Raw genomic sequence first — 20,295 nt, 5'->3', positions numbered from 1 at the left:
AAACTCGAGATAAATGGATGAGCGGGACGCCCCGTTAAGTGCGGAGCAACCAGGCGTTTGGCGCGTAAGTCAGGTTGTGACCGTAAAAATCACATAAAGCTTCATCGATCCGATAGCGGTCTCCGGTGCGCTTGAGGAATTCAGCTACGGCCCGGTTCGGCCCGTCCTCGAACGCGCGGTAATGCACGCCCTCGATATCGGCAACGACGCCGTCTTCGACGACGATCATATCGCCGGAAACCAGTTGCGCGTCGAAGAAATCGAGAACCTTCAACGTCGCTTCGAACGTGTGGGCGCTGTCCTCGATAACGAGCCATGGGTGTGGAGCGGTTGCGATAGCGGGGCTCGGAAATGTCGCTTCCGGGGCATCCGCGTTCCCGGAAAAGCACGTGATATTGGGCAAGTCGAGGTCTGGTGGTGCAAGGTCGATGGTCAGGATCTGAGTCGTATCCAGTCCCAGTGCGCGGCACTGGTCGGCAAGCCAGACGGCGCTCCCGCCTTCCGATGTCCCCACCTCGATAATCGTCGCCGGACGCAGGCTGCCGAGGAGGCTGGTGTAGAGTGCGAGGTCGAACGGGTTCTTGGCGAGCCGAAGGCCCTTGTAGCGCGTTCGGAGTGTGCCTTGCTGGATACTGTCGAGCGTCGCGGCCGGCAGATCCACGCGGAAATGCCGGCCTCGCACCGCATGCACGTGGCGATGAAGATCGACCGGTACGGCACTGCCGGCCTTGAACCGGGCGGCATCGAGAGTGCCCACATAGTGCGCCGTGTAGGAGGGCGACTTGAACGGACGGCCATGGAGTGCGGCATATTCATCCTGCATCTGCGTCCGGTCGTCTGCGGTGCCGTTGGTCGCAGCGCCGCCATGCACCTGGTGGAACGTACCTTCGCCAAGGATCATCCACGGGTTTCCGCCAGATGCCTGAACCGCACGCTCCCAAAAGTCGAGATTGACGAAACCGCCCCCCGGCGCCGCAAAGCGGGTATCGAGGCCGCCCAGTTCATCCCAGAGCGACCGGTCCATGAACACGCCGTTGCTTTCATTTATACAGCCAAACCAGCCATTTATGGATGATCCGGCCAAGACCGCAATGTCGAACAGGGCGTAGCCGTCTTCATGCCAGTTGGTCGAGGCCAGCAAGTCGTCCTCTACCGCAGCGGTGTAGCCTTCGAATACGCTGCGCATCTGTACGTCGCGGCCAAGGTGAAAGGCCAGCGTTCCAATGATTTTTGCAGGATCGGTTCGCCACGCTTCCATGGCCAGATGCAGCAGTCCCGGGGTGGCGATACGGGCGCCATCTATCCACAATCCGATCGCTCTGCCCCGTAACTGGTCGGCCAGCGCATTGATTGCAGCGGCGGGAGAGATGCTGATGGCCTCAGGCCGAACCACTCGCACGCCGGGAAGGAACTCCTGCAGCGCGGATTGATCGATTACCGGTGTCGAGCCGTTGTCGAGCACGACGACCTCGTAATTGAGGTCCTCCAGATTCCGCTGGTACGCGGGAGATAAGGAATACAGCGTGCGAGGCAGTTCGCGGCCCATGTTGTAGGCGCAGACGATGATGCTGAGATCGACCTGAGCCCCTTTTCCCACGGTGCCGCTCATCTGCCCAGGATCTCCGCCAGCATTGCCGTCGTCGGCGCGACGGCATGGCGCCGGTCGATGATGTCCTGCGGCAACGGGGCATCGATCGTGTCGCCAAGATGCCGTGCGAACTTGTTGTACTCCTGCCACAGCACGCGGTTCTGGGCAGATGGTCCGGTCACCACGAGCAGTCCCGTCGGTTGCGTATCAAGCCAGTGAAGGCTCAGGTCCGGGCGCGTTTGTGCCAGCAGTTCGACGAAGCGCCAGACATCGCCTGTCCAGACTTGCGAGCAACGCGCGCGTTCGGTCTGCACCTGATGGATCGGCAAGACGTCGTCGATCACGATGACGCCGCGCGGGCTCATCAATCGCTCGACATTCATGAAATCGCGCAAGACGTATTCGGCCAGATGCATGCCGTCGATGAAAGCTAGGTCGATCGATCCGGGTTCGATGGCATCAGGGTTGAAGAAGAAGAAGTCGTCGCTGGTGCAGCGGTGAAAATCGATTTCCGGCCTGTCCACCTTGAAGTCCGCATGCGGATCTGGGTCGATGGCAATAGCCCTGCCCTTCGACAATGCCAGGCTGGTCCCCTTGCGCACGCCGATCTCAAGATAGATATCCGGTGCAATGAGTGTGTGGAGATCGTGAAGCACTTCGAGATAAGGCCGCTCACCGCGCGTGCGTTCTGCGGCCGGATCGATATGCGGCTCCTGTCGATAGTTTTGCGCTACCGGGGTCGGTACCGCCTGCTGCAACAACGGCTGCCGGGATCCACCCTTCTGGAAAACGCCGATAAGATCGTACCAAGGCCCGCGTTCATCGGTCCATGACTGGATCAGGCGCAGCCCGGACCAGTCCGCCAGGGCTTGGTAGGCATCGGGATAGAAGCGATAGCAATCCACTGGATAGCGATGCACCGGACCGCTCGACGGAGCGATGATGAAGGCCTTCCCACCTGGCTTCAGGATACGTGCGATCTCATTGAAGACCTTCCAGAAATGCGCGCAATGCTCCAGCATCTGGCCGGACAGCACGATGTCGACGGAACCATCCTCGAAGGGCAAGGTGTAGACGCCTTCCAGCACCACATCGACGCCGTTCCCGGCTTCGAGATCGACCCCCACATAGTGCGCGTGATCGGGCATCAGTTCGCGGTAGGATCCGTTCACGTTCATGGCCCCGAGATCGACGACGGTTATGTCCTCGAGATCCATGTAGGACGTGATGCACCGGGCCATATTTTCCATAGACGATGCGTGCATAAATATCCTGTCCTGCCCGGAATTGGGTCGCCAAACCGGTTCTCTGCATTCTTGCCCAGAGCGATGCAATACATGCAGTCTTTCTCTGTGTGATTGTAGGCAGCAGCAGGCATTTTTGTTTGTGGCCGCCTTTGGCTGCGCCGGCGTGCCCCCACTCAACCACCTATTGATAGTATCCGGATGGCGGCATGGATGCCGTGTTGAACGGGTTATGAAATCGACTATGAACACGCCGGAGCCAAGATTGCCGCAGGGGCCGTAATGTCGATCAAGCCCAAATTACTCTTTGTTGGATCTCATCCTGACGACCTGGAACTTGGTGCTGGAGGCCTTATTAAGGCGGCATTTGCCGGAAACTATTCGGTAGGTGTGGTCATCCTGACGGATGTAGACGATCTGGCAGAAGCAAATCGGCGAAGAGAAGAAGCTATATCAGGGCTATGCCATCTCGGTGCAAATCCCGAAAGCATTGCATTTGCAGCCTTCAGGGATGGATATCTTGAGTGTAATCGGCGGTCAGTCGATTTAATTCGTAAAACCGCCCATTCGGTTATAGATAACCCCTCGGTTGTGATTACTCATACGCATGCCGACGCGCATTTGGATCATATTAGAGCGGCGGAACTGACGATTGCGTCATTTCGGAAAGCGGCTTTTCTAGGGTTTGCGATACCCAACTCTCTGATAATTTCCAAATACAAGCCATCCCTATGCGTTGATGTCAGTATTAGTGAAGATTGTAAAATTGAATCTACCATGTTTCATAAATCTCAAGTGAAAATTGGCCGCATTGATTCAAATAATATTGTGAGATTGCATAGGGCGTTTACCGAGGTTTTTAATATTAAAGCCTGTGAAACATTCGACCAGACGCATTTGTTTGAGAATGAAGAATCTTACAATTCTATAGACTATCTTGTGAAGGATGGTGTTTTGAATAGATCGATTGACGGCATTCAAGATGGCAGAATTTTTTGAAATGTCTGACGATATGGAAATTAAGGGGCTTATACTTGCTGGCGGCAGTGGGTCCAGATTGTATCCATCTACCTTCGGGGTGAATAAGCACCTGCTCACCTTATGTGATAAACCTCTGATATATCATCCGATAAGTCTTCTTATGAAGATGGGAATTCGCGACATTACGCTCGTGACATCGGAAACGGACATGCCTGTGTTCATAAGAGCACTTGGCGATGGAAAGTCGTGGGGTGTGAATTTCACATATGTTGCGCAGGATCAGCCCCGAGGAACTGGCCATGGTCTGGAAATTGGCGCCACTCGCATCGGCAACCACAACTTAGTTGTTTGCCTTGGTGACAATGTTTTCATAGGCGACTTGCCGGAAATTGCATTACGGGGGTGGCAAGGGCGCGGCGCGAGAATTTTCACCAAGAAGGTCGAAGACCCTCGCCAGTTCGGAGTTGTTGAGCTGGATGGGGTGGGCCGCCCGATTTCTGTCATCGAAAAACCTGGCGATGATTCTATAAAATCGGCGATAACGGGAATGTATTTCCTGGATAAGAAGGCAAAATATTGGGCCTCGGAAATTAATATTTCGAGCAGAGGTGAGTTTGAGATAACGGACGTTATTTCTCAATATATAGAAAAATGCGATATCGAAGTAATCGATGTCGATGAAAGTACGTTATGGTCAGACCTTGGGAGCCATGAATCTTGGAACAGGACCTCTGCCATTATCCATGAAATGCAGAGTCGATCTGGAAGGAAAGTGGGGTGCCCAGAGGAAGTATCTTTCGCTAATGGATGGATAAGTGAAAGTGATTTATTTGATTTATCCGAGGTAATGATCAAATCAAATTATGGGTGTTATTTGAGATCGTTGCTTCATGATGATCGTGTTTTTTGCAATTTTAATTAAATATTTCAAATATAAAAATATCAAATTCGCACCCGCTCTACTTCCGCCAGACTGATCTCATCTCGCCTGCGATCGTAGAGCTGGGTCGTTCGCGTGGAACTGTGGTTCGCCATGGCGGCGGCATTTTCTAGGGTGCCGCCGTTTTTCAGGTAGGCGGTGATGCCGGTCGCGCGGAAAGTGTGGTTCCCGATCTGCGTTGCGATCCCCGCCGTTCGGGCGTGCCGGCGGACCATCGTGAATGCGTCGGGCTGGGTCATCGGGTTTTGGCCGAGGCACTTGGTCTTGCGGGAGAAGGCCCGGAACAGCGGGGCTTTCCGGGAATCCAGCCCACATTGCTCGATATATTCGGACAGGTATTCGTCCAGCAGGTGATGGCACGGCATTTCATGCCGCTTGCCGCCCTTTTCGTGCAGGCGCACCCACAGGCGGCGGCCTTGGACGAAGACGTCCTCGCGCTTCATTGCCAGTGCCGCGCCGACGCGGGCGAAAGTGTAGACCATTAGGCCGATCAGCGCCCGGTCGCGCAGGCCGATCTCTGTCGAGGTGTCGATCGCCTCGATCAGCGCCCTGGCCTCTTCGGCCTCCAGCACCGGAGTTCGGCCGGTGCGCGCGGAATGCGTGGGGCCGCGGACCGATGCGGCGGGGTTGTTGGGGACGATCTGCCCGGTCACCAACCAGTCGAACAGATGGCGCACCGCCGCAAGCCGCTGCTTCACCGTGGGGGCCGACAGCGATTGGCCCAGTCCCTCGATCCAGCCCGCGACGTGGATGGGCGCAATCTCCGTCAGGTCGCGCACGCCGTGGCGGGCGCACCATGTCAGGAAGTCGCTCGCCGCTTTGGCATAGGCGCGGCGCGTGTTGGGATTGCGGATGGCGGCGGCGAAGAATTCGAGGAAGCGCGTGCGGGTCTGCGCCGGCGCTTCGGCGATGATCGGGATCTGTGCGGGAGCAAGAGCAGGAAGTGGCATTCTGTCGTCTTGTGTCCGTTTCAGGTGCGTCTCGGTGCCGTTCTGATATGGACCAGCTTTAATCTATGATAAAGGACATTATCATAGATTAAATGCAATATTGTTCCCATAGTGGGAAAAGGCCTTGTTTCCCACTATGGGAAGTGCTAGCCGGCTTTCATGAGGATCGTTGCCCGGAACCGGCTGATCGCGTTCTGGGAACGGAACCCGAAAACAGAGTCATCGCTGCGGCACTGGTTCGAAGCCTCGAATGCGGCGGCGTGGCAAAATCCGCTCGATGTCGTGGCTGACTTTCCGAAAGCGGAGCCGCTTAATGGAAAGCGGATGCGGTTCGAAGTGGCCGGCGGCGATTTTCGCATGGTGGTGGCGTTCGACTGGAAGCGGTCGATCGCTTTCGTCACATTCCTCGGCACCCATGCCGAATACGACGGGATCGACGCTTTGACGGTGAGCCTGTTCTGATGATCTCAGGAGATGCGCGGATGCATATACGTCCGATCAAGAGCGACGCGGATCACGAAGCGGCCTTGCGCCGCATCGCGGAACTTTGGGGCGCGGAGGAAGGCAGCGAGGACGGCGACCTGCTCGACGTGCTGGTCACGCTGGTCGAGGTCTACGAACGGGGCCGCTGGCCGATCGAGCCGCTGGACCCGGTCGGCGCGATCGAGGCGGAGATGGCGATGAACGGCCGCAGCCGCGCGGATCTGGCGGCGCTGCTCGGCCAGTCGCGGGCGACCGAGATCCTCGGCCGCAAGCGCGCGCTGACCCTGCCGATGATCCGCAAGATCGCGGGGGCCTGGCATGTGCCCGAAAAGGTGCTGGTTCAGGAATATGCCCTCAATGTTTGAGCCGACCGGCGGCGGGATCGCCAATTCGTGCTTTCGAGTAGAAATTACCATACCGGACGTTTGCCATGCGCGATGAAGTGAAAATGACCCCTCAGGGAGAGCTGTTCCAGCTCGACAGTCCGCTGACCGGCGAGATCCGAGGGGAGCGATCGCTGATGGCGTTCCCGTTCTTTGCGCTCAGCAAGAACGCCTGGATGAAGCCGCTTTCCTACGCCACGCCGACCGTCTCGATCGAGGTGCGGCCCAGCATGCGCGGCGTTGCGACGATCTACGATAAGGAAATTGTCCTTTATATTGCGAGCCTTATGGCTTCAAAGCTGGATCAGGGCAGCACGGTCGCGCAGGATTTCACGTTCACCGCGCATGACCTGTTCAGCGTGACCGGCGCCAACCATTCGGCCCGTTCCTACGCCCGCCTTGCCGATGCGCTGGAGCGGCTTCAGGGCACGCAGATCCGCACGAATATCGAGGCCGGCGGCGAGGGCGAGGAAGGTTTCTTCTCGTGGCTGTCGGAAGCGCGGCTGCAATATGCGCGCTCGGGCAAGGGCGAAAAACGGCTGAAAGCCGTGAAAGTGCGCCTGTGCGACTGGCTTTTCCGGGCAATCCTGCGGGATCGGCAAGTGCTGGACTATGCCGCGACGTACTTCCAGCTCGGCCCGATCGAGCGGCGTATCTATGAAGTCGCGCGTTCAACCTGCGTGGATGGAGAGGATCTGGAAATAGATATCCAGACGTTCCGTCTTCAAATCGGCTTCCAGAACCAATTGTCCAACTTTCGCACGGCCATGCGCCAGATTGCGGAGGAAAATTCCATCCCCGATTACAGTCTGGAACTGGTCGAGGAAGAGCCTGATGAAGCGGAAACTGCGGGCAAGCGGGGAAGAAAGTCTAACAATATCAAAGTCGTCATCCGAAAGCGCTCGTCGGGCTCGCTTGAACATGTGAAAGAGTAGGCGACAATCCGCCTCCGCGTGGGGGTGCTAATTTCTACTCGAAAGCACGAATTGAGCCTGCTGCGAGGCGAAGCGGCCGGTTCTGAAAATGGGAGCAGGCCGTTTCGTCAGAACGTTAGGCAGGCACTTTTGCGGGATCGGGAGCCCTCAGGCTTTGCGCCACGGCGAAACCCAAAAGATACCATTATGGTATCCAGAAGATATCTTAAAATAATAGGCCATATAAGGCCTATTATGTTGCTATTTTTCTAGTTAAAGGCCATATATGGCCTATGCTTCTCAGCCTCGATAATCAGATTATAGCGCTTGGAAAGCGGATCAAAGAACGCCGCCTGACGCTCAATCTTACGCAGCAAGCTGCATCCGCCAAAGCGGGGGTGGCCCATCGAACCTGGCGCAGGATGGAGGGCGAGGGCAAGGCCTCCATCGAAGATCTGGTCCGGGCGGCGATTGCCCTTCGATGCGACGAGGGGATTGCAGCCCTCTTTCCCGAGCCGGCAGCACGCAGCATGGATGAACTGCTCGAACAGCAACGCAAGGGGGCAAAGGCACCGCGGCAGCGCGCAGGAAGTGCGAAGCCATGAAGCTTGCCCCGGGTACGCCGCTTGCAGTCGGTCTTCTGACAGATGAGCATGCTCCGCCGCTTGCGATCGGCAGAGTGGCGATGGCCCAGGGATTGGCGCAGTTCGAATGGTCGATCGGGCTTATGGCTGCAGGTCTGCCGATCTCCCCTCTGCACTATCCGCTCGAGCCCGGCCTTCATCCCGCCCGCAGCAGAGCTTTCGATGGCCTCCACGGCTTCCTCTCGGATTGCCTGCCAGATGCCTGGGGCATGCTATTGTTGAAGCGAAGACTTCAACGGTTGGGGCACCGGTTCGAAGATTTGAATGCGGTCGATCGGCTTGCATTGGTAGGGGCGAAAGGCCGAGGCGCCCTCGTCTTTCAACCTGAAACGCTCGCTGCGGAATCTTCGGATGGCATCGATCTGGATATTCTCGCGGCCGAAGCTCGCCACGTGCTGCTGGGTGAGGATACCGAGTTGGAAGCCCTGCTGGCTCGGCTCGGGGGTGGCTCTGGAGGCGCGCGGCCGAAAGTCCATGTCGCGATTGCTCCGGACGGCAAATTGCGTGCCGGAGATGAGCTGGCAACGGCCAGCGCGGAGCCTGATTCCGAGGAATGGATCGTCAAATTCGGGGCGATAAACGATCCGGCTGACATCGGGCCATTGGAGGAAGCCTACGCCAGAATGGCCCGCGCGGCACAGATCGACATGGCGGAGACGAAACTGATCCCGTCGGCTTCCGGCCTTGGCCATTTTGCGACTAGGCGTTTCGACCGGCCTGCTCCGGGCAGGCGGCTTCACATGGTAAGCCTTGGAGGTGCTCTGGAAGCGTCGCCGCATATGCCGAGTGTCGACTACGATGGATTTCTGCGGGCCACGCTGGCGATCACACGCAACCTGGCGGACGTGGAGCAGGCCTTCCGTCGCATGGTCTTCAATGTGCTTGCTCGAAACCGCGACGATCATGTCCGCCAACATGCCTACCTGATGGACAATCGCGGGGACTGGCGTCTGGCCCCCGCATTTGACCTTACTTACTCCAATGGGCCCGGGGGCGAGCACTACATGGCAGTGCAAGGGGAAGGTCGCACCATCACGCGGACGCATGTCGAAAAGCTCGGCAAAAGCCACGGAATTGCAGCGAAAGCGGTCGCCGCGATCATCGACGATGTTTGTGCCGCACTGGCCGATTGGCCCATGCATGCGCGCGAATTTGGGATCGAACGTTCATCCGCTGCCGTGAGGGAAGGCTTGGAGGAAGTGGCACGCCAATTCGGCTGATGGATTCAATTTAGCGCGCTGAGAACGGGCAGAACGTCGATCAAACCATCGTAAAAGGCCTTTGCTTGGCCGATAGACCGTCTTCTATAAATCGAGAAACGCGGGTAACATGATCGATAGAAAGGCTTTCTATCGATCATGTTGTGGAATTGGCAACTCTCGGATTGGACCCAATTCGCCTTCGAAAAGGCGTGGATGAGCGCGGCCAGAAGATGATTGCAACGCAATCAATACGCGATCGACCTGCTTCGGCAGTCCGCCGACATCGACGAATCCACAAACGTGCAGATTAATCCATAACCTTATGAAGCTTGAATCCGAGCTACACGCGGAATTAATGCACTCGTTCGGCCAGCTAGCCCAGGGTGAGCATGATGCCTTCCTGCAGCGCAAGCTTGAGGCTGCCCGCGCCTCTATGACCGATAGGTACGGGCGGTCGAATGAAGAGGTTGAAGCCGCCTTCGCTGCTCGGCGTGTGAAGTATTCGTCGAAATCGTCTGGACGCCAGAGGCGGAGCAAGATCGCTCCGCTATCCGGGATATCTCGTGGCGCGGGATACTGACGCCGCCTTGCGGATTGACCTGTTATTCAGTGACGCCGTTGCCAGGCTGGCCGATTTCCCATGCTCGGTCATGATGGCACGGTTGCGGGGACGCGCGAACTTACGTCCCATCGGAGCTAAAATATCATCTACGAGCTCGCGGGTGATACGGTCTGGCTTCTTGTTGCACGCAGACTGCCCGGCTCCCCACGCTAGAACCACGCACTGGGTATCTTCACGGCCAGCTTCAGTCATTCTGAAGCACGATGTCGCCGCTCTTTCATACGCCCACTCCCAACGCGATTGGCTTTGCGATCGGCAGATTTTGCGGATCCAACGTCTTGGTCCTCAACCGAACGCAAAGCGGCCTGCATCTTCTGCCACCTTTCAACATCGGCCACCTCCAAAAGCCGTTCACCGGCAGCCCATTTATCGCGTCCAAGCATCGCCGCTGCCCGCTCCTCCGGCCAATGCCAGTTCGCAGGCGCCATCCAGGGAATGGCATCCCTACCTAGTCCCCCCAGAAACAGCCCAGCCACAAGCGTCGCACTGACGGCGATTGCCACACGCTTCTTCTGCTTCTCGCCGGAGCGAGCAGACGCGACGACACTGTTAATGGAATCAGCGGCGACCTGAATGTCGCTCCGCGCCCGCTCCCACGCCTGCTGATCTGCCAAGCGCCCATTCCTGCCCGCCTCCTTAATTTGCCCGGCGATCTTGTCAGGCGTTAGCGCCATGGCCGGATGATGGTTGAGCTGTTCGACGACGCCGCGCACGGCCTCGAAGCGCTCTTCGATCTTGGCCAGCTCGGGACTGTAATCGCGGGCATGCATCTCCTGAAATTTGACGGCGAGGCCATCGATGGCGGCAGTCAGTCCCGCCAGACGCTGGCCCATGGCCTCGAACGCAGCGGCAGGATCAAGCTCTTGCAGGGTGTGGATGTCGGGCATCCGATCAGCTTATCCCTATTCCACGATCGCGCGAGCGACCGAGCCAATCCTGGATACTGCGAGACAACGAAGCATTCTCACGCACCGGGATTCCAAGCTCAAACGATCTCGCCTTCAGCCGCGACTCGAGTTCGGGGTCGCGATGAAGGCTTTTGGCGAACTGATCGATTCGCTCGGCCGCCCGTTCCATGCCGAGTTGATTGCCCTGCCTGCGCATGCGCATGAACTGCCGAGCCTGGGTCTGGAAATCGTTGACGAAGCGATCCGCGCGCAAGTCGCCATCGATCCGGATTTCGCGCTCGGCCATCATCGCCTGGATGGCGCGCCGGGTCTGCCCCTTCCCGGCTTCATCAGCGAGATCATGGTCCTTGCGGATCGCCGCATGGAGATCACGGGCACCGTGCTCGCGCACCTTGTCGAGATCACCCGCCGCCCGTTCCAACGCCTGCTGCTGAAGTTCGATGGGCTTCAACCCCATCGCTTTGATGCGCAGGATAGCCTGCGCCGCGCGCCCATAGCCCTGCACGGCAACCTCGAGCGGATTAGCAGGCTCGGCAATTGCGGGGGCCTTCAGCCTGAGCCCGGCAAAGGGATCGCGCTTGATAACGATCTCGGGTTGCGGCTCGCGCTTCATCTCGAAGGCAGGACCGTAATCGGAGGCCATATCCTTTGACCGATCCCGGCTGAGCGCGCGGACCAGCTTCGAGCGATCGGCAAAGTCATCCTTGCCATAGTGGAGATCGACCTGAGCCCGGTGGCGTGAGAGCGCCACATAGGCGCCGTGCCGATCCAGTCCCGGCGTTGCCAGTATCTGGACGCGGTCCATGGTCATGCCCTGCGCCTTGTGGATCGTCGCGGCATAGCCGTGATCCACATCGGCATAGTCCTTGAGATCGAAGGCCACCGAGCGGCCATCGTCGAGCATGACCGCCATGCTGAAGGTCGAGAGGCTGCGCAGCGTGCCGAGTGATCCATTCTTCACCCCCATGCTGCGCTCGTTGCGGAAGAACATCACGCGGTCGCCCACGGCAAAGGCCCGCTCGCCGCGCTCGACCTTGAGCGCTACATCGTCTCCCAGCTCTCCGGCGTCACGCATCTTCCCGCGCGCCGCCTGGTTCAGCTCACCCACCTCGTCATTGGTATGGGTGAGAATGATCCGGCTCGCGGTGGGGTTTTGCTGCCGGTCACTATCCCACCGCCCGACCAGTGTTTCGCGCGCGGCCTCACGGGTGGGCGCAACATGGACATGCCCCGCCTCCTCATAGGCCAGCACCGCCTCGCCGGTTCGCCCGGTGGCGAGATCGCGCGTCGCCTCGCGCTGCCACTCCTCGCTCTGGCGGCGCACCTGCATGATCTCGACGCTGCCATGGCGCTCGGCAATGCTGCGGAAGGCAGCGCCGGCTTCGATCGCCTGCAGCTGCTCTGGATCGCCGACCAGCACGACCTTGGCGCCGCGCTTCTCCGCTTCGGAGAGCACTCGCTCCATCTGCCGGGTGCCGACCATCCCGGCCTCGTCGATGACGAGCACCGAGCGGTCAGTCAAAAGCTCGCGATCCTGCGCCCACTGCCGCTCCAGGCTGGCGATCGTGCGGCTTGCAATCCCCGAGCCGCTTTCGAGGTTCTCGGCGGCGATGCCGGAGAGTGCTGCACCGCGCACTTCGTATCCCGCCAATTGCCAGGCATCGTGGGCAACACCGAGCATCGCGCTCTTGCCGGTGCCGGCATAGCCGATCACCGAAGAGAGCCCTCGGCCGTTGGTCACATGCTCGAGCGCGCCGCGCTGTTCGCCGGAGAGAGAAAGCCCCCTCGCCTCGGCCCGCGCCAGCGCCTTTTCCTGCATGGCACGGCTGACGCCATGACGCCGCCCGGCATCGAGCTTCATCGTCGCCTTCTCGAGCCGCTTCTCGGTCTCGATCATCGACCGCGAGGTGAAGCGATCCTCACCGCGCCCATCCTTGCCGAGCGCGATCAGCTCGGGCGAGGATTTGACCGCACCCAGAACTTGATCGAACTGCTCCTTGCCGTCGCTGTGCCGATGCACGACCTTCGCGAGGTCGCGGGTGGTGAAGGTCGCCTGTTGATGCGTGATGGCATCGAGCGCAATTGCCGGATTGGCGAGGATCTTCTCGCCGTTGGCTCGGGCAATCGCATGGTGCTCTTCGAGCCGTTCACTATCGAGCCCCTGCCCCGCCATGCGCGAGGCGGCCGGACCGATCTTGTGCTGCGGCTCCAGCTCGATGCCTTGGGCTTCCAGCGAGCGGTGATCGATCCGCGCATCGATATCGAGTTCGGCCAGCCGCTGGTTGACGTGGATCTCCCAGGCTTCGCGCCAATGGGTGAGCAGTTCGGTGCGGTTCCAGTCGCGGACCTTTGGACCGAAACCCTCGTCGGTCACTTCGCGCATGCCGAGCATCACATGGGCATGCGGCTTGGCCTGACCGTCCTCGCCGATATCCCAGTGCACATTGAGATCGGCGACCATGCCGCGCCCCACGAACTCGCGGCTAACGAAGTCGCGCGCCAGGCGAATGCCTTCGGCCTGATCGAGCTCGCGGGGAATGGCGAACTCGACCTCACGGCAGAGCTGCGCGTCCTTGCGCTTCTCGGCCGCCTCGGCATCGTTCCAAAGGCGCTCGCGGTCACGCCATTGTTCGGGGGCGTTCTCGGGGAGCAGGATCTCCGAGTGGACGACACCGGCCTTGTTGGAAAAGTCATGGTCGCGCCCCAGCCGCTCGTCGTGCAGCCGCGAGGCGGAACGATAGGCGGCGGCAGCCACCACCGAGGAGCCGACAGCGCGCGAAATGACTTTGGCCGAGAAGTGGTAGATCGCCATGACGGCCATCCATTTACACTTCAAGCAGCACGTCGGCACGACGTATAAGCGCGCCCTCGAACGATTTCATCGCACTCGGGAACGCGAAATCCCAAGAGATTTCACGCTATTGTTCGGCGCTGAGACTCCCGATAGCTGAACCGTCCGCCTCGATCAAAGAAAGGACGGACGATGCGCAAGCCCCGTGACTATGACGCCGAACTCAAAGCACTCACTGACAAGGCGCGGCAACTCAAAACCCGCAAGACCAGCCAGCTCGGGGAACTGGTAAACGCGACAGGTGCCGATGCCCTTCCCGCCGAAATGCTCGCCGGCGCCTTGCTCGACGCTGCCACCACCTCGGACGCGGCCAGAAAGGAGGCGTGGCGCAAAAAGGGCGCCGCGTTCTTTTCAGGGGACGGCAAAGGCGCTCGCACAGGAACTGGCAGCGATCCGCGCAGCGCTGCGGCGGAACCAGGCAACGCGCAATTGCCACTTGGCGAGCCGGGCGCGGCATGATGCCCGCGCGTGGCAAGTGAAGCGGCGCGAACGAACCCGCCAGCTCATCGAGCTCGGCGGGCTGATCGCGAAGGCCGAACTGGTCGAACTGACCGGGGATGACCGCGCGGTGATCCTCGGTCTGCTGGTCGAAGCGGCGGCCAGGCTGCGCGGCACAGATCGCGAGCAGGCGCTGACGCTGTGGCGGCGGCGCGGCATGCGCGCCTTTAGCGATCGTTTAGACTGTTAGAGGCACAACCGGCGTGTTCGCGGCGCTTCGGTCCGCGAACACGCTGCCCGGATTGGGCATACGGGGGGCGGGGAAGCGATGTCCAACAGGAGGCGATTTCGGGCGGTGCCGATTCAGCACGGCAGACAGTTCAGGAAACATCCTGCGCCGCGCAAGCGACAGTCGCAAACCCGCCGGACCGCGACATGGCTCGGCCTCACAGCGATTACCGGCGGAGGCGTGGGCTACCTCAGCACCCAGGGCGATGAACCGCTGCAAGCGGTCCAGCAATTGCTTCCGTCATCTAGCTCGGCCGTCTCTCCAAAGTCGTGGGCCTATTATGCCAATTGCGATGAAGCGCGCGCGGCAGGCGAAGCGCCGCTCTACGTGGACGAGCCGGGCTATCGCTTGCAGCTCGATGCTGATGGCGATGGAATTGCCTGCGAGCCTTATCGCGGTTCGCATTCGCATCGGCGCAGACTGCGTTTCCACTTCTAGGCGAAGCGCAACGTTGGAAGATCACGGAAAAGGGTCTCCGGCCGCCACACGATGCCGCCGATCGAGTCAGAACTTGGCCTAAGGATTCCCGTCTGTTATCCTGCCAAGGCGCTGCGCAAAGGGCAGCGCCGGGACTGGTAATCCCGTCAGTAAACCAAGCTCGGAAAACACAGTTTTCCGGGGTGCCGACGCGTATGTCCAAACCTTCGGGTTAAAGGCGGCGGCGCATGTTACTGACATGTTACCAGCTCCGGCGGCTCCCGCGCGTTAGCGTGCGGGAGTTCGGGACTGGTCCGCAAGTTGTCCCGAAACCTTCCGCCAACCCGCCTTGATGCGGACCCGGAGGTGCCAATGGACGTTCAAGTTCCTGCTGCTTCACCCGATGAAATCGCCGCTGTCTCTGCGGCGCTCAACTCCTTGCCCGATGAGAATTCCGCGCTCGCCGCGCTCTGGAAAATCTACGATGCCGAACCGGTGCGATTGCTGCGCACCAAGCAGGGCCGCAGCCTCAGCCGGGACCGCTACAAGCGAGCCGAACAGTTCGCGGCCATGCTGTCACCCGATGCGCCGTTCGACTGGCCGGACTTTCTCTATTCGACCGGCATCGTCGTGCAACTCGCGCTGTCCTCGCATCTGCTCGATGTGGGCTTTCCGGACAGCTGGTGTGCCCGGTACATCAGCCTGCATGTCGACAGGTCGCTGGCCTACGCCAACGTCACTGCGTTCGGCTATGATTGTCCGGAGACGGCAAGGCTGATGCAGGTGCTCGCGCCCTATTGGAAATGGAACCGCCGCAACCTGACGGACGGCCAGCATCCCGACGACGGCGGCTTCACCCCCGACGAGGTTCGGGCGCTGGTTGCCGCGCTGCTCGGTCATGTGTGCCAGGTCACCGGCCACGCGCGATCGCGGCAGCGACCTGCACGATCCTGATTGCACGGCAGCGACGCTGACATTTCGGACGGCGGCGCGGTGTAATCGTCGCCGAGGTCTGGCGAGATTCGAGTTGCGAGATGGTTGCAACTCGCGTGCGAGACGCGCGCTGAGACGTCGTGAGACAGAACCGCCGGTCGCGGGCTCCCGGCGGCAAAATTTATTTGAGTGCCATAGAGTGCCGCCAAGACCCACTACGGTGCAACGCGACGAATCTGCGCCAGGAATATCCGATAAGCACCAATTAGCGCCCTTGCAGGCAGCTCGAATTGGCCCAATCTTGCTCATGGCCGGCCAGTCCACCTCACGAACAGGAAAGGACAACGCCAATGAACATGACGCCCCACGACCGTTTCTTGCGCCTCGATCTCGTTCTCGAACGCACGGGCCTTTCCCGCGCGACCCTCTACCGCAAGATCCAGTCGGGCACTTTCCCGAGGCAGGTTCGCATCGCCGAACGCTGCTGCGGTTGGCGCGAAAGCGCCATTACCGAATGGATGAATAGTCCGATCTCATACCTGGTCGACGACTTCCCGCCGCAAGCCTGAAAACCCTCGCGCCTGAAACAAAGCCGGGGCGCGTCCGCCGCTGCGGACGCGCCCCGGTTCCTTACCAGCCTTTGCGCTCCTGCCGATCTCGCGAGCGCACGATCATGCCCATCGCGCAGCCAAGCTCTTTCTCCACCCGGCGGACGCTGATGCCCATCCGCTCGGCGATCTGCTCATAGCGGAGACCTTCGAAACGCCAGAGACAGAACGCCCGATTGGGCAGGTACGGCAGCGAATAGATCGCGCGCGCCAATCGCCGCAGTTCGGGCTGCTCATACTCGGGGAAGGCATTACGCAGGAACGCCTCGTGGATGCGTTGCTCCAGCAGATAGAGATACCACCTCATGCTGCCTCCTCCCCGAATGCGAGGAGGTAATCGGCTGCCTTGCTGGCAGCGCTCGCCGCCCGGAAGATCGCCTTCTCGTCGGCGCGGAGCACTTCAAGCCACGATCCGATGTAATCGCTGTGCCGTACCGTGGGCTGAATACCCAGCGACGCACACGCGAACGCTGAGGTCATCTCGGCAATGAGCTCTTCCTTTGCATACGAGGCCGAGCCGTACTTGCCGGTGTGATCGCGATCCAATCGACCCTTTCCGCCACTCCAATGACCCAGTTCATGAAGAGCCGTCCGAAACCAGTTCACCGGCTCATGAAAGGCTGCCTGCGGGGGAACCTGCACATAGTCGTGCTTCGGGGCATAGAACGCCTCGTCGCCGCCGATCCGGAAGTCCGCGCCGGTTGCCGCAATCAGCCGGTCCACCTCGGCAATCGCCATGACCGGATCGGGAACCTGCGGATCCTCCTCATACTTCGCTGGTAGCCCCTCGATCTGATCGAGATTGAACACGACAAAGCGCTTCAGGAAAGCAATCGTCCGCGCCTCGCGATCCTCGCACCGCGCCTGCTCGGTCTCGGCTTTCGGGGTGAAGCGATCCGCATAGCAGATGACCGTGCCCTTCTCGCCGCGCCGGACATGACCGCCCGCCGCCAAGGCCTGCTTATAGGTGAGCCAGCGCTGCGATGCGAAGTGGCGTTCCACCGCCTCGCACCACAGGATCAGCACATTGATCCCGGAATAGACCCTCCCGGAAACGGCATTGTGCGGCATCAGGCAGAGACACCGCGCACTGTCCCAGGGCTGCACCCAGGGAAGGCGGCCCTCTTCCAGCTCGGCAATGATGCGAGAAGTGACCTCTCCATAGAGGCTCTGGCGATTGGTCCTTTCCATTTCTCCTGTTCCTTTCCTCAACCGCCATTGACCGGCGCCGGGGTGGCGGGGGGCGGCAGGAGCGGACCAAAAGCCTCGCCAAGATGGCGGGGTGCACCGAGAGGCCGGAACAGGGTGGAGGACCTGGGCTCCGCCCAGGTTGCGGCTCGCCATGGCGGGGCTAAGGGGCCGTGACGCCCCCCGTCACCCTGGAGCCGAGGCACACGCCGACGCGCCAAAGGCGCGGAGACCGCTGACGGGACGCGGACAGCGTCCCGCCCGGCCCGCTCAAGGCGGGACGGAACGCGTCATGCGATCGTGACGGCTATGCCGACGAGACGCCGAAGGGGGCTCGGCCGGAGCGTCAGCGGAGGTAGAGCGCGGCCGTGCGCAAGCACGGGGCGCCCAAGTGTCTTGCAGCCAAGCGTGCCCTTCGTGGATGTCGCTAGTCTTTGCGGGAATTTCGGTTCCTGTGGCATTTGATCATGCCGTAGGCATTGCACCCTCCAGGTCATGTTCCTGCGGTCAATTAACGGGAAATTTAATAATTTTATCAGTGATGTGAGTTAATTTACGCACGCATCGTTCTAAAATAAAACATAAGAACGAGAAAGCGTGCGACATGTCTTCAATCAAGACGAATGCGAGTGCTTTGGCGGCACTTCGCGTTCTGGAATCCATTCGGTCCGATCTCGAGATTCGGCAATCGCGCTTAGCCACCGGACTGCGCGTGAAAAGCACCAAGGATGACAGCGCCGCGTTCGTCCGTGCCCAGAACATGCGCGGCGATCTGCTCCTGCAAAAGTCCCTCGGAGATACGCTGGACCGCTGGAGTTCGATCACCGATGTCGCCATCTCCGGCGGCGAGGCGGTGAGCGATCTGATGAACACGCTTCAGGAAAAATCGCTGCTGCTGATCGGGGCGGTCAATGACCCGGCCAGCGCAAAAGCCATCCGCGCCGACATGGAGGGCCTGATCGCGCAGATCGGCTCCACGGTCGATTCCTCGGAGTTTGCGGGCGTCAACCTGCTGAAGGGCAGGCCCGCGACCCGTACCACCTCGCAGACCTATTACAGCCTGCCCACTTCAACCGTTAGCCCGAGCAAGCTGCTCGCCTGGCTGGATTACAACCACAACGGCGCCGCCATGCCGGAGGACAGCCTGGAAGCCGGCATGTCCGGCACCCGGCGGCTAACGCTTCCGGATTCGGCGCTGACGCCCCAGAGTTTCACCGATCTCATCAATCCGGCCGACAGCATCTATGGCCCCGATGTCCGCTACATCGCTGACAATGCCGCCTATACCTATACCGTCGATGGCGGCAGCACGGCGGGGCGCGTCAATCTGCTGATAGACACGGGCATCACCAATTTCGCGGATTCCTACGGAACGGCGCAAGTCGAGATCTGGCAAGGCGGCGTGCGGGTGGCAGCCTCCGGCCAGGCTTATGCCGCTGATGGCGCAGAGGTCGGTCCGTCAAGCGCCGAGGCGGGCCCATTCGTCCTCAGCTTCGACTACGATCCCGCCCCTGCTCCCGACCCCGATCCGGTCACGGGTCTTGTCCCCATTTCAGGCAACGGACAGGAAATCGAGATCCGGATCCTCGGCGGCAGCCGCGGTGCCGGTATCGAAGGCTTGCAGTTGCAAGATCCGGCCGAGCCCATTCCCACGCCCAGCGAGCGATGGGACAGCGAGATCGTCTACGAAACCCATGCCGTGACCGAGAACGCGGCGGGCTCGCTCAATCCCGAGGAAGTCTCGGCCCTGCGCGACGATCCGCTGGGCGAGCGGGCACTGCCGATCGGCGTTCAGGCGAATTACGAGGTCGATGCCGGGCCGGATGCCGCCCATGTCGACCTGACGTTCGACGCTTACGACCTGCCCGATACAATGGAAATCTGGCAAAACGGCGTGCGCATCGCGGCGACGGGGCAAACCTATGCAAGCGGGGGCGCCCCGGTGGACGCGGGGGTGCCCGTATCGGGCCTCAATGTCCTGAGCTTCGATTACGATCCGGCGCTTGGACCCCTGACGATCTCGGTCAACGGATCGACTTACGACCCGGCCAGCGCCTGGGCCATCGGCGCCGTATCGATGCGCGAAATCGGCGCGACGCCCTACACCGCCGTCGACGCCTCTAGCCGGACTAAGGCGCTTTACACTTCCGCCTACGCGACGACGCCTTACGATTTCACGGACGACCTGAAAGGCGGCACAACCCGCATCTATTCGCGGGACCTTAGCCCCGGCGGCCTCGGGCTGGATACGCTGGACTGGACGGACCCCGAAGCCGTCGCCGAGGTCATCTCCGGCGCAAACAAAAAGGTGCTGTCGGCCCTCAGCTATTTCGGCGCCCATTCCCGCAATATCGCAGGAATGAAGGCTGCCAGCCTTTCCCGCACGGATGTGATGACCGAAGCACTCGGTCATCTGGTGGATGCCGACATGTCGAAGGAAGCGGCTAAACTCCAAGCGCTGCAGGTACGCGAGCAACTCGCCGTGAAAGCGCTGGCGATTGCCAATCAGGCACCGTCGATTCTGCTCACGCTGTTCCAGACCTAATGCCCAAAAACGCTACGACCCGCCCTGCGCCAGCGGACCAATAATCCGCGTCCGTGTCGTCGGACCACACGCCTCACATAGTTGAGTTTCGAACGTGTTTTTTTCACGTCGGGTTTCGATAGTATGTGCTCCTCGAATGCCGCGCGACGTACGATGCTGTGTTGGCG

General features: G+C 60.3%; 20 protein-coding genes. 13 read left to right on the top strand and 7 right to left on the bottom strand.

What is annotated here, in order from left to right; translation table 11 throughout:
- Positions 1-34: 34 nt before the first annotated feature.
- Positions 35-1,609 carry a CmcI family methyltransferase gene (locus WBP06_RS28090; protein ID WP_395337627.1) on the bottom strand — a complete coding sequence of 525 codons (1,575 nt, stop codon included), beginning with the start codon at positions 1,607-1,609 and terminating at the stop codon, positions 35-37.
- Positions 1,606-2,829 (bottom strand): methyltransferase domain-containing protein, encoded by a 1,224-nt coding sequence (locus WBP06_RS28085; protein ID WP_395337625.1) that lies wholly within the window; start codon positions 2,827-2,829, stop codon positions 1,606-1,608. Before WBP06_RS28085 ends, WBP06_RS28090 begins: the two co-directional genes overlap by 4 nt.
- A gap of 285 nt (positions 2,830-3,114) precedes the next feature.
- Between WBP06_RS28085 and WBP06_RS28080 the strand changes: the two genes are divergently transcribed.
- Both WBP06_RS28080 and WBP06_RS28075 read left to right on the top strand, forming a co-directional pair.
- On the top strand, positions 3,115-3,831 hold the full coding sequence (locus WBP06_RS28080; protein WP_395337623.1) for a PIG-L deacetylase family protein: 717 nt from the start codon (positions 3,115-3,117) through the stop codon (positions 3,829-3,831).
- Positions 3,815-4,735 (top strand): sugar nucleotidyltransferase, encoded by a 921-nt coding sequence (locus WBP06_RS28075; RefSeq protein ID WP_395337622.1) that lies wholly within the window; start codon positions 3,815-3,817, stop codon positions 4,733-4,735. Before WBP06_RS28080 ends, WBP06_RS28075 begins: the two co-directional genes overlap by 17 nt.
- A 20-nt stretch (positions 4,736-4,755) precedes the next feature.
- On the opposite strand, the gene WBP06_RS28070 is transcribed toward WBP06_RS28075, so the two are convergent.
- Positions 4,756-5,703, bottom strand: coding sequence for a tyrosine-type recombinase/integrase (locus WBP06_RS28070; RefSeq protein ID WP_395337621.1), 948 nt, complete (start codon positions 5,701-5,703; stop codon positions 4,756-4,758).
- Between the two features lie 159 nt (positions 5,704-5,862).
- Between WBP06_RS28070 and WBP06_RS28065 the strand changes: the two genes are divergently transcribed.
- From WBP06_RS28065 to WBP06_RS28045, 5 genes are all read left to right on the top strand, one after another.
- Positions 5,863-6,165, top strand: coding sequence for a type II toxin-antitoxin system HigB family toxin (locus WBP06_RS28065; protein WP_395337620.1), 303 nt, complete (start codon positions 5,863-5,865; stop codon positions 6,163-6,165).
- A gap of 20 nt (positions 6,166-6,185) precedes the next feature.
- Positions 6,186-6,551: a type II toxin-antitoxin system HigA family antitoxin gene (locus tag WBP06_RS28060; protein ID WP_395337619.1), complete on the top strand. Its 366-nt coding sequence runs from the start codon at positions 6,186-6,188 to the stop codon at positions 6,549-6,551.
- Between the two features lie 83 nt (positions 6,552-6,634).
- Positions 6,635-7,504, top strand: coding sequence for a replication initiator protein A (locus tag WBP06_RS28055; protein WP_395337617.1), 870 nt, complete (start codon positions 6,635-6,637; stop codon positions 7,502-7,504).
- A 272-nt stretch (positions 7,505-7,776) separates the two neighbouring features.
- Positions 7,777-8,088: a helix-turn-helix domain-containing protein gene (locus WBP06_RS28050; protein ID WP_395337616.1), complete on the top strand. Its 312-nt coding sequence runs from the start codon at positions 7,777-7,779 to the stop codon at positions 8,086-8,088.
- A complete protein-coding gene (locus WBP06_RS28045; protein WP_395337615.1) occupies positions 8,085-9,347 on the top strand; it encodes a type II toxin-antitoxin system HipA family toxin in 1,263 nt (420 codons plus the stop codon). Before WBP06_RS28050 ends, WBP06_RS28045 begins: the two co-directional genes overlap by 4 nt.
- Positions 9,348-10,139: 792 nt before the next feature.
- Here WBP06_RS28045 and WBP06_RS28040 read toward each other — a convergent pair.
- Positions 10,140-10,838 carry a DUF6118 family protein gene (locus tag WBP06_RS28040; RefSeq protein ID WP_395337613.1) on the bottom strand — a complete coding sequence of 233 codons (699 nt, stop codon included), beginning with the start codon at positions 10,836-10,838 and terminating at the stop codon, positions 10,140-10,142.
- Positions 10,839-10,842: 4 nt separating this feature from the next.
- Positions 10,843-13,671 carry a Ti-type conjugative transfer relaxase TraA gene (gene traA, locus WBP06_RS28035; protein WP_395337612.1) on the bottom strand — a complete coding sequence of 943 codons (2,829 nt, stop codon included), beginning with the start codon at positions 13,669-13,671 and terminating at the stop codon, positions 10,843-10,845.
- A gap of 171 nt (positions 13,672-13,842) precedes the next feature.
- Here traA and WBP06_RS28030 point away from each other — a divergent pair, with 171 nt between their 5' ends.
- From WBP06_RS28030 to WBP06_RS28010, 5 genes are all read left to right on the top strand, one after another.
- Positions 13,843-14,169, top strand: coding sequence for a conjugal transfer protein TraD (locus WBP06_RS28030; protein WP_395337611.1), 327 nt, complete (start codon positions 13,843-13,845; stop codon positions 14,167-14,169).
- Positions 14,170-14,185: 16 nt separating this feature from the next.
- Positions 14,186-14,398: a conjugal transfer protein TraD gene (locus tag WBP06_RS28025; protein WP_395337609.1), complete on the top strand. Its 213-nt coding sequence runs from the start codon at positions 14,186-14,188 to the stop codon at positions 14,396-14,398.
- A 219-nt stretch (positions 14,399-14,617) separates the two neighbouring features.
- A complete protein-coding gene (locus WBP06_RS28020) occupies positions 14,618-14,875 on the top strand; it encodes an excalibur calcium-binding domain-containing protein (protein ID WP_395337608.1) in 258 nt (85 codons plus the stop codon).
- Between the two features lie 351 nt (positions 14,876-15,226).
- Positions 15,227-15,808, top strand: a complete 582-nt coding sequence (locus tag WBP06_RS28015; protein ID WP_395337606.1) for a hypothetical protein — start codon at positions 15,227-15,229, stop codon at positions 15,806-15,808.
- Between the two features lie 329 nt (positions 15,809-16,137).
- Positions 16,138-16,356, top strand: coding sequence for a helix-turn-helix transcriptional regulator (locus WBP06_RS28010; protein ID WP_395337605.1), 219 nt, complete (start codon positions 16,138-16,140; stop codon positions 16,354-16,356).
- 61 nt (positions 16,357-16,417) lie between these two features.
- Here the strand turns inward: WBP06_RS28010 and WBP06_RS28005 are convergent, their stop codons facing one another.
- Positions 16,418-16,702: a sigma factor-like helix-turn-helix DNA-binding protein gene (locus WBP06_RS28005; protein WP_395337603.1), complete on the bottom strand. Its 285-nt coding sequence runs from the start codon at positions 16,700-16,702 to the stop codon at positions 16,418-16,420.
- A complete protein-coding gene (locus WBP06_RS28000) occupies positions 16,699-17,586 on the bottom strand; it encodes an ArdC family protein (protein WP_395337602.1) in 888 nt (295 codons plus the stop codon). The genes WBP06_RS28005 and WBP06_RS28000 overlap by 4 nt, the downstream gene beginning before the upstream one ends.
- Positions 17,587-18,187: 601 nt before the next feature.
- On the opposite strand from WBP06_RS28000, the gene WBP06_RS27995 reads away from it, so the two are divergent.
- Positions 18,188-20,128 (top strand): flagellin, encoded by a 1,941-nt coding sequence (locus WBP06_RS27995; protein ID WP_395337601.1) that lies wholly within the window; start codon positions 18,188-18,190, stop codon positions 20,126-20,128.
- Positions 20,129-20,295 lie beyond the last annotated feature (167 nt).

It is taken from the genome of Novosphingobium mississippiense (assembly GCF_044029535.1).
Classification (GTDB): domain Bacteria; phylum Pseudomonadota; class Alphaproteobacteria; order Sphingomonadales; family Sphingomonadaceae; genus Novosphingobium.
The sequence above is the reverse complement of the archived record's forward strand: the minus strand, read 5'-3'. Positions and strand labels throughout refer to the sequence as shown.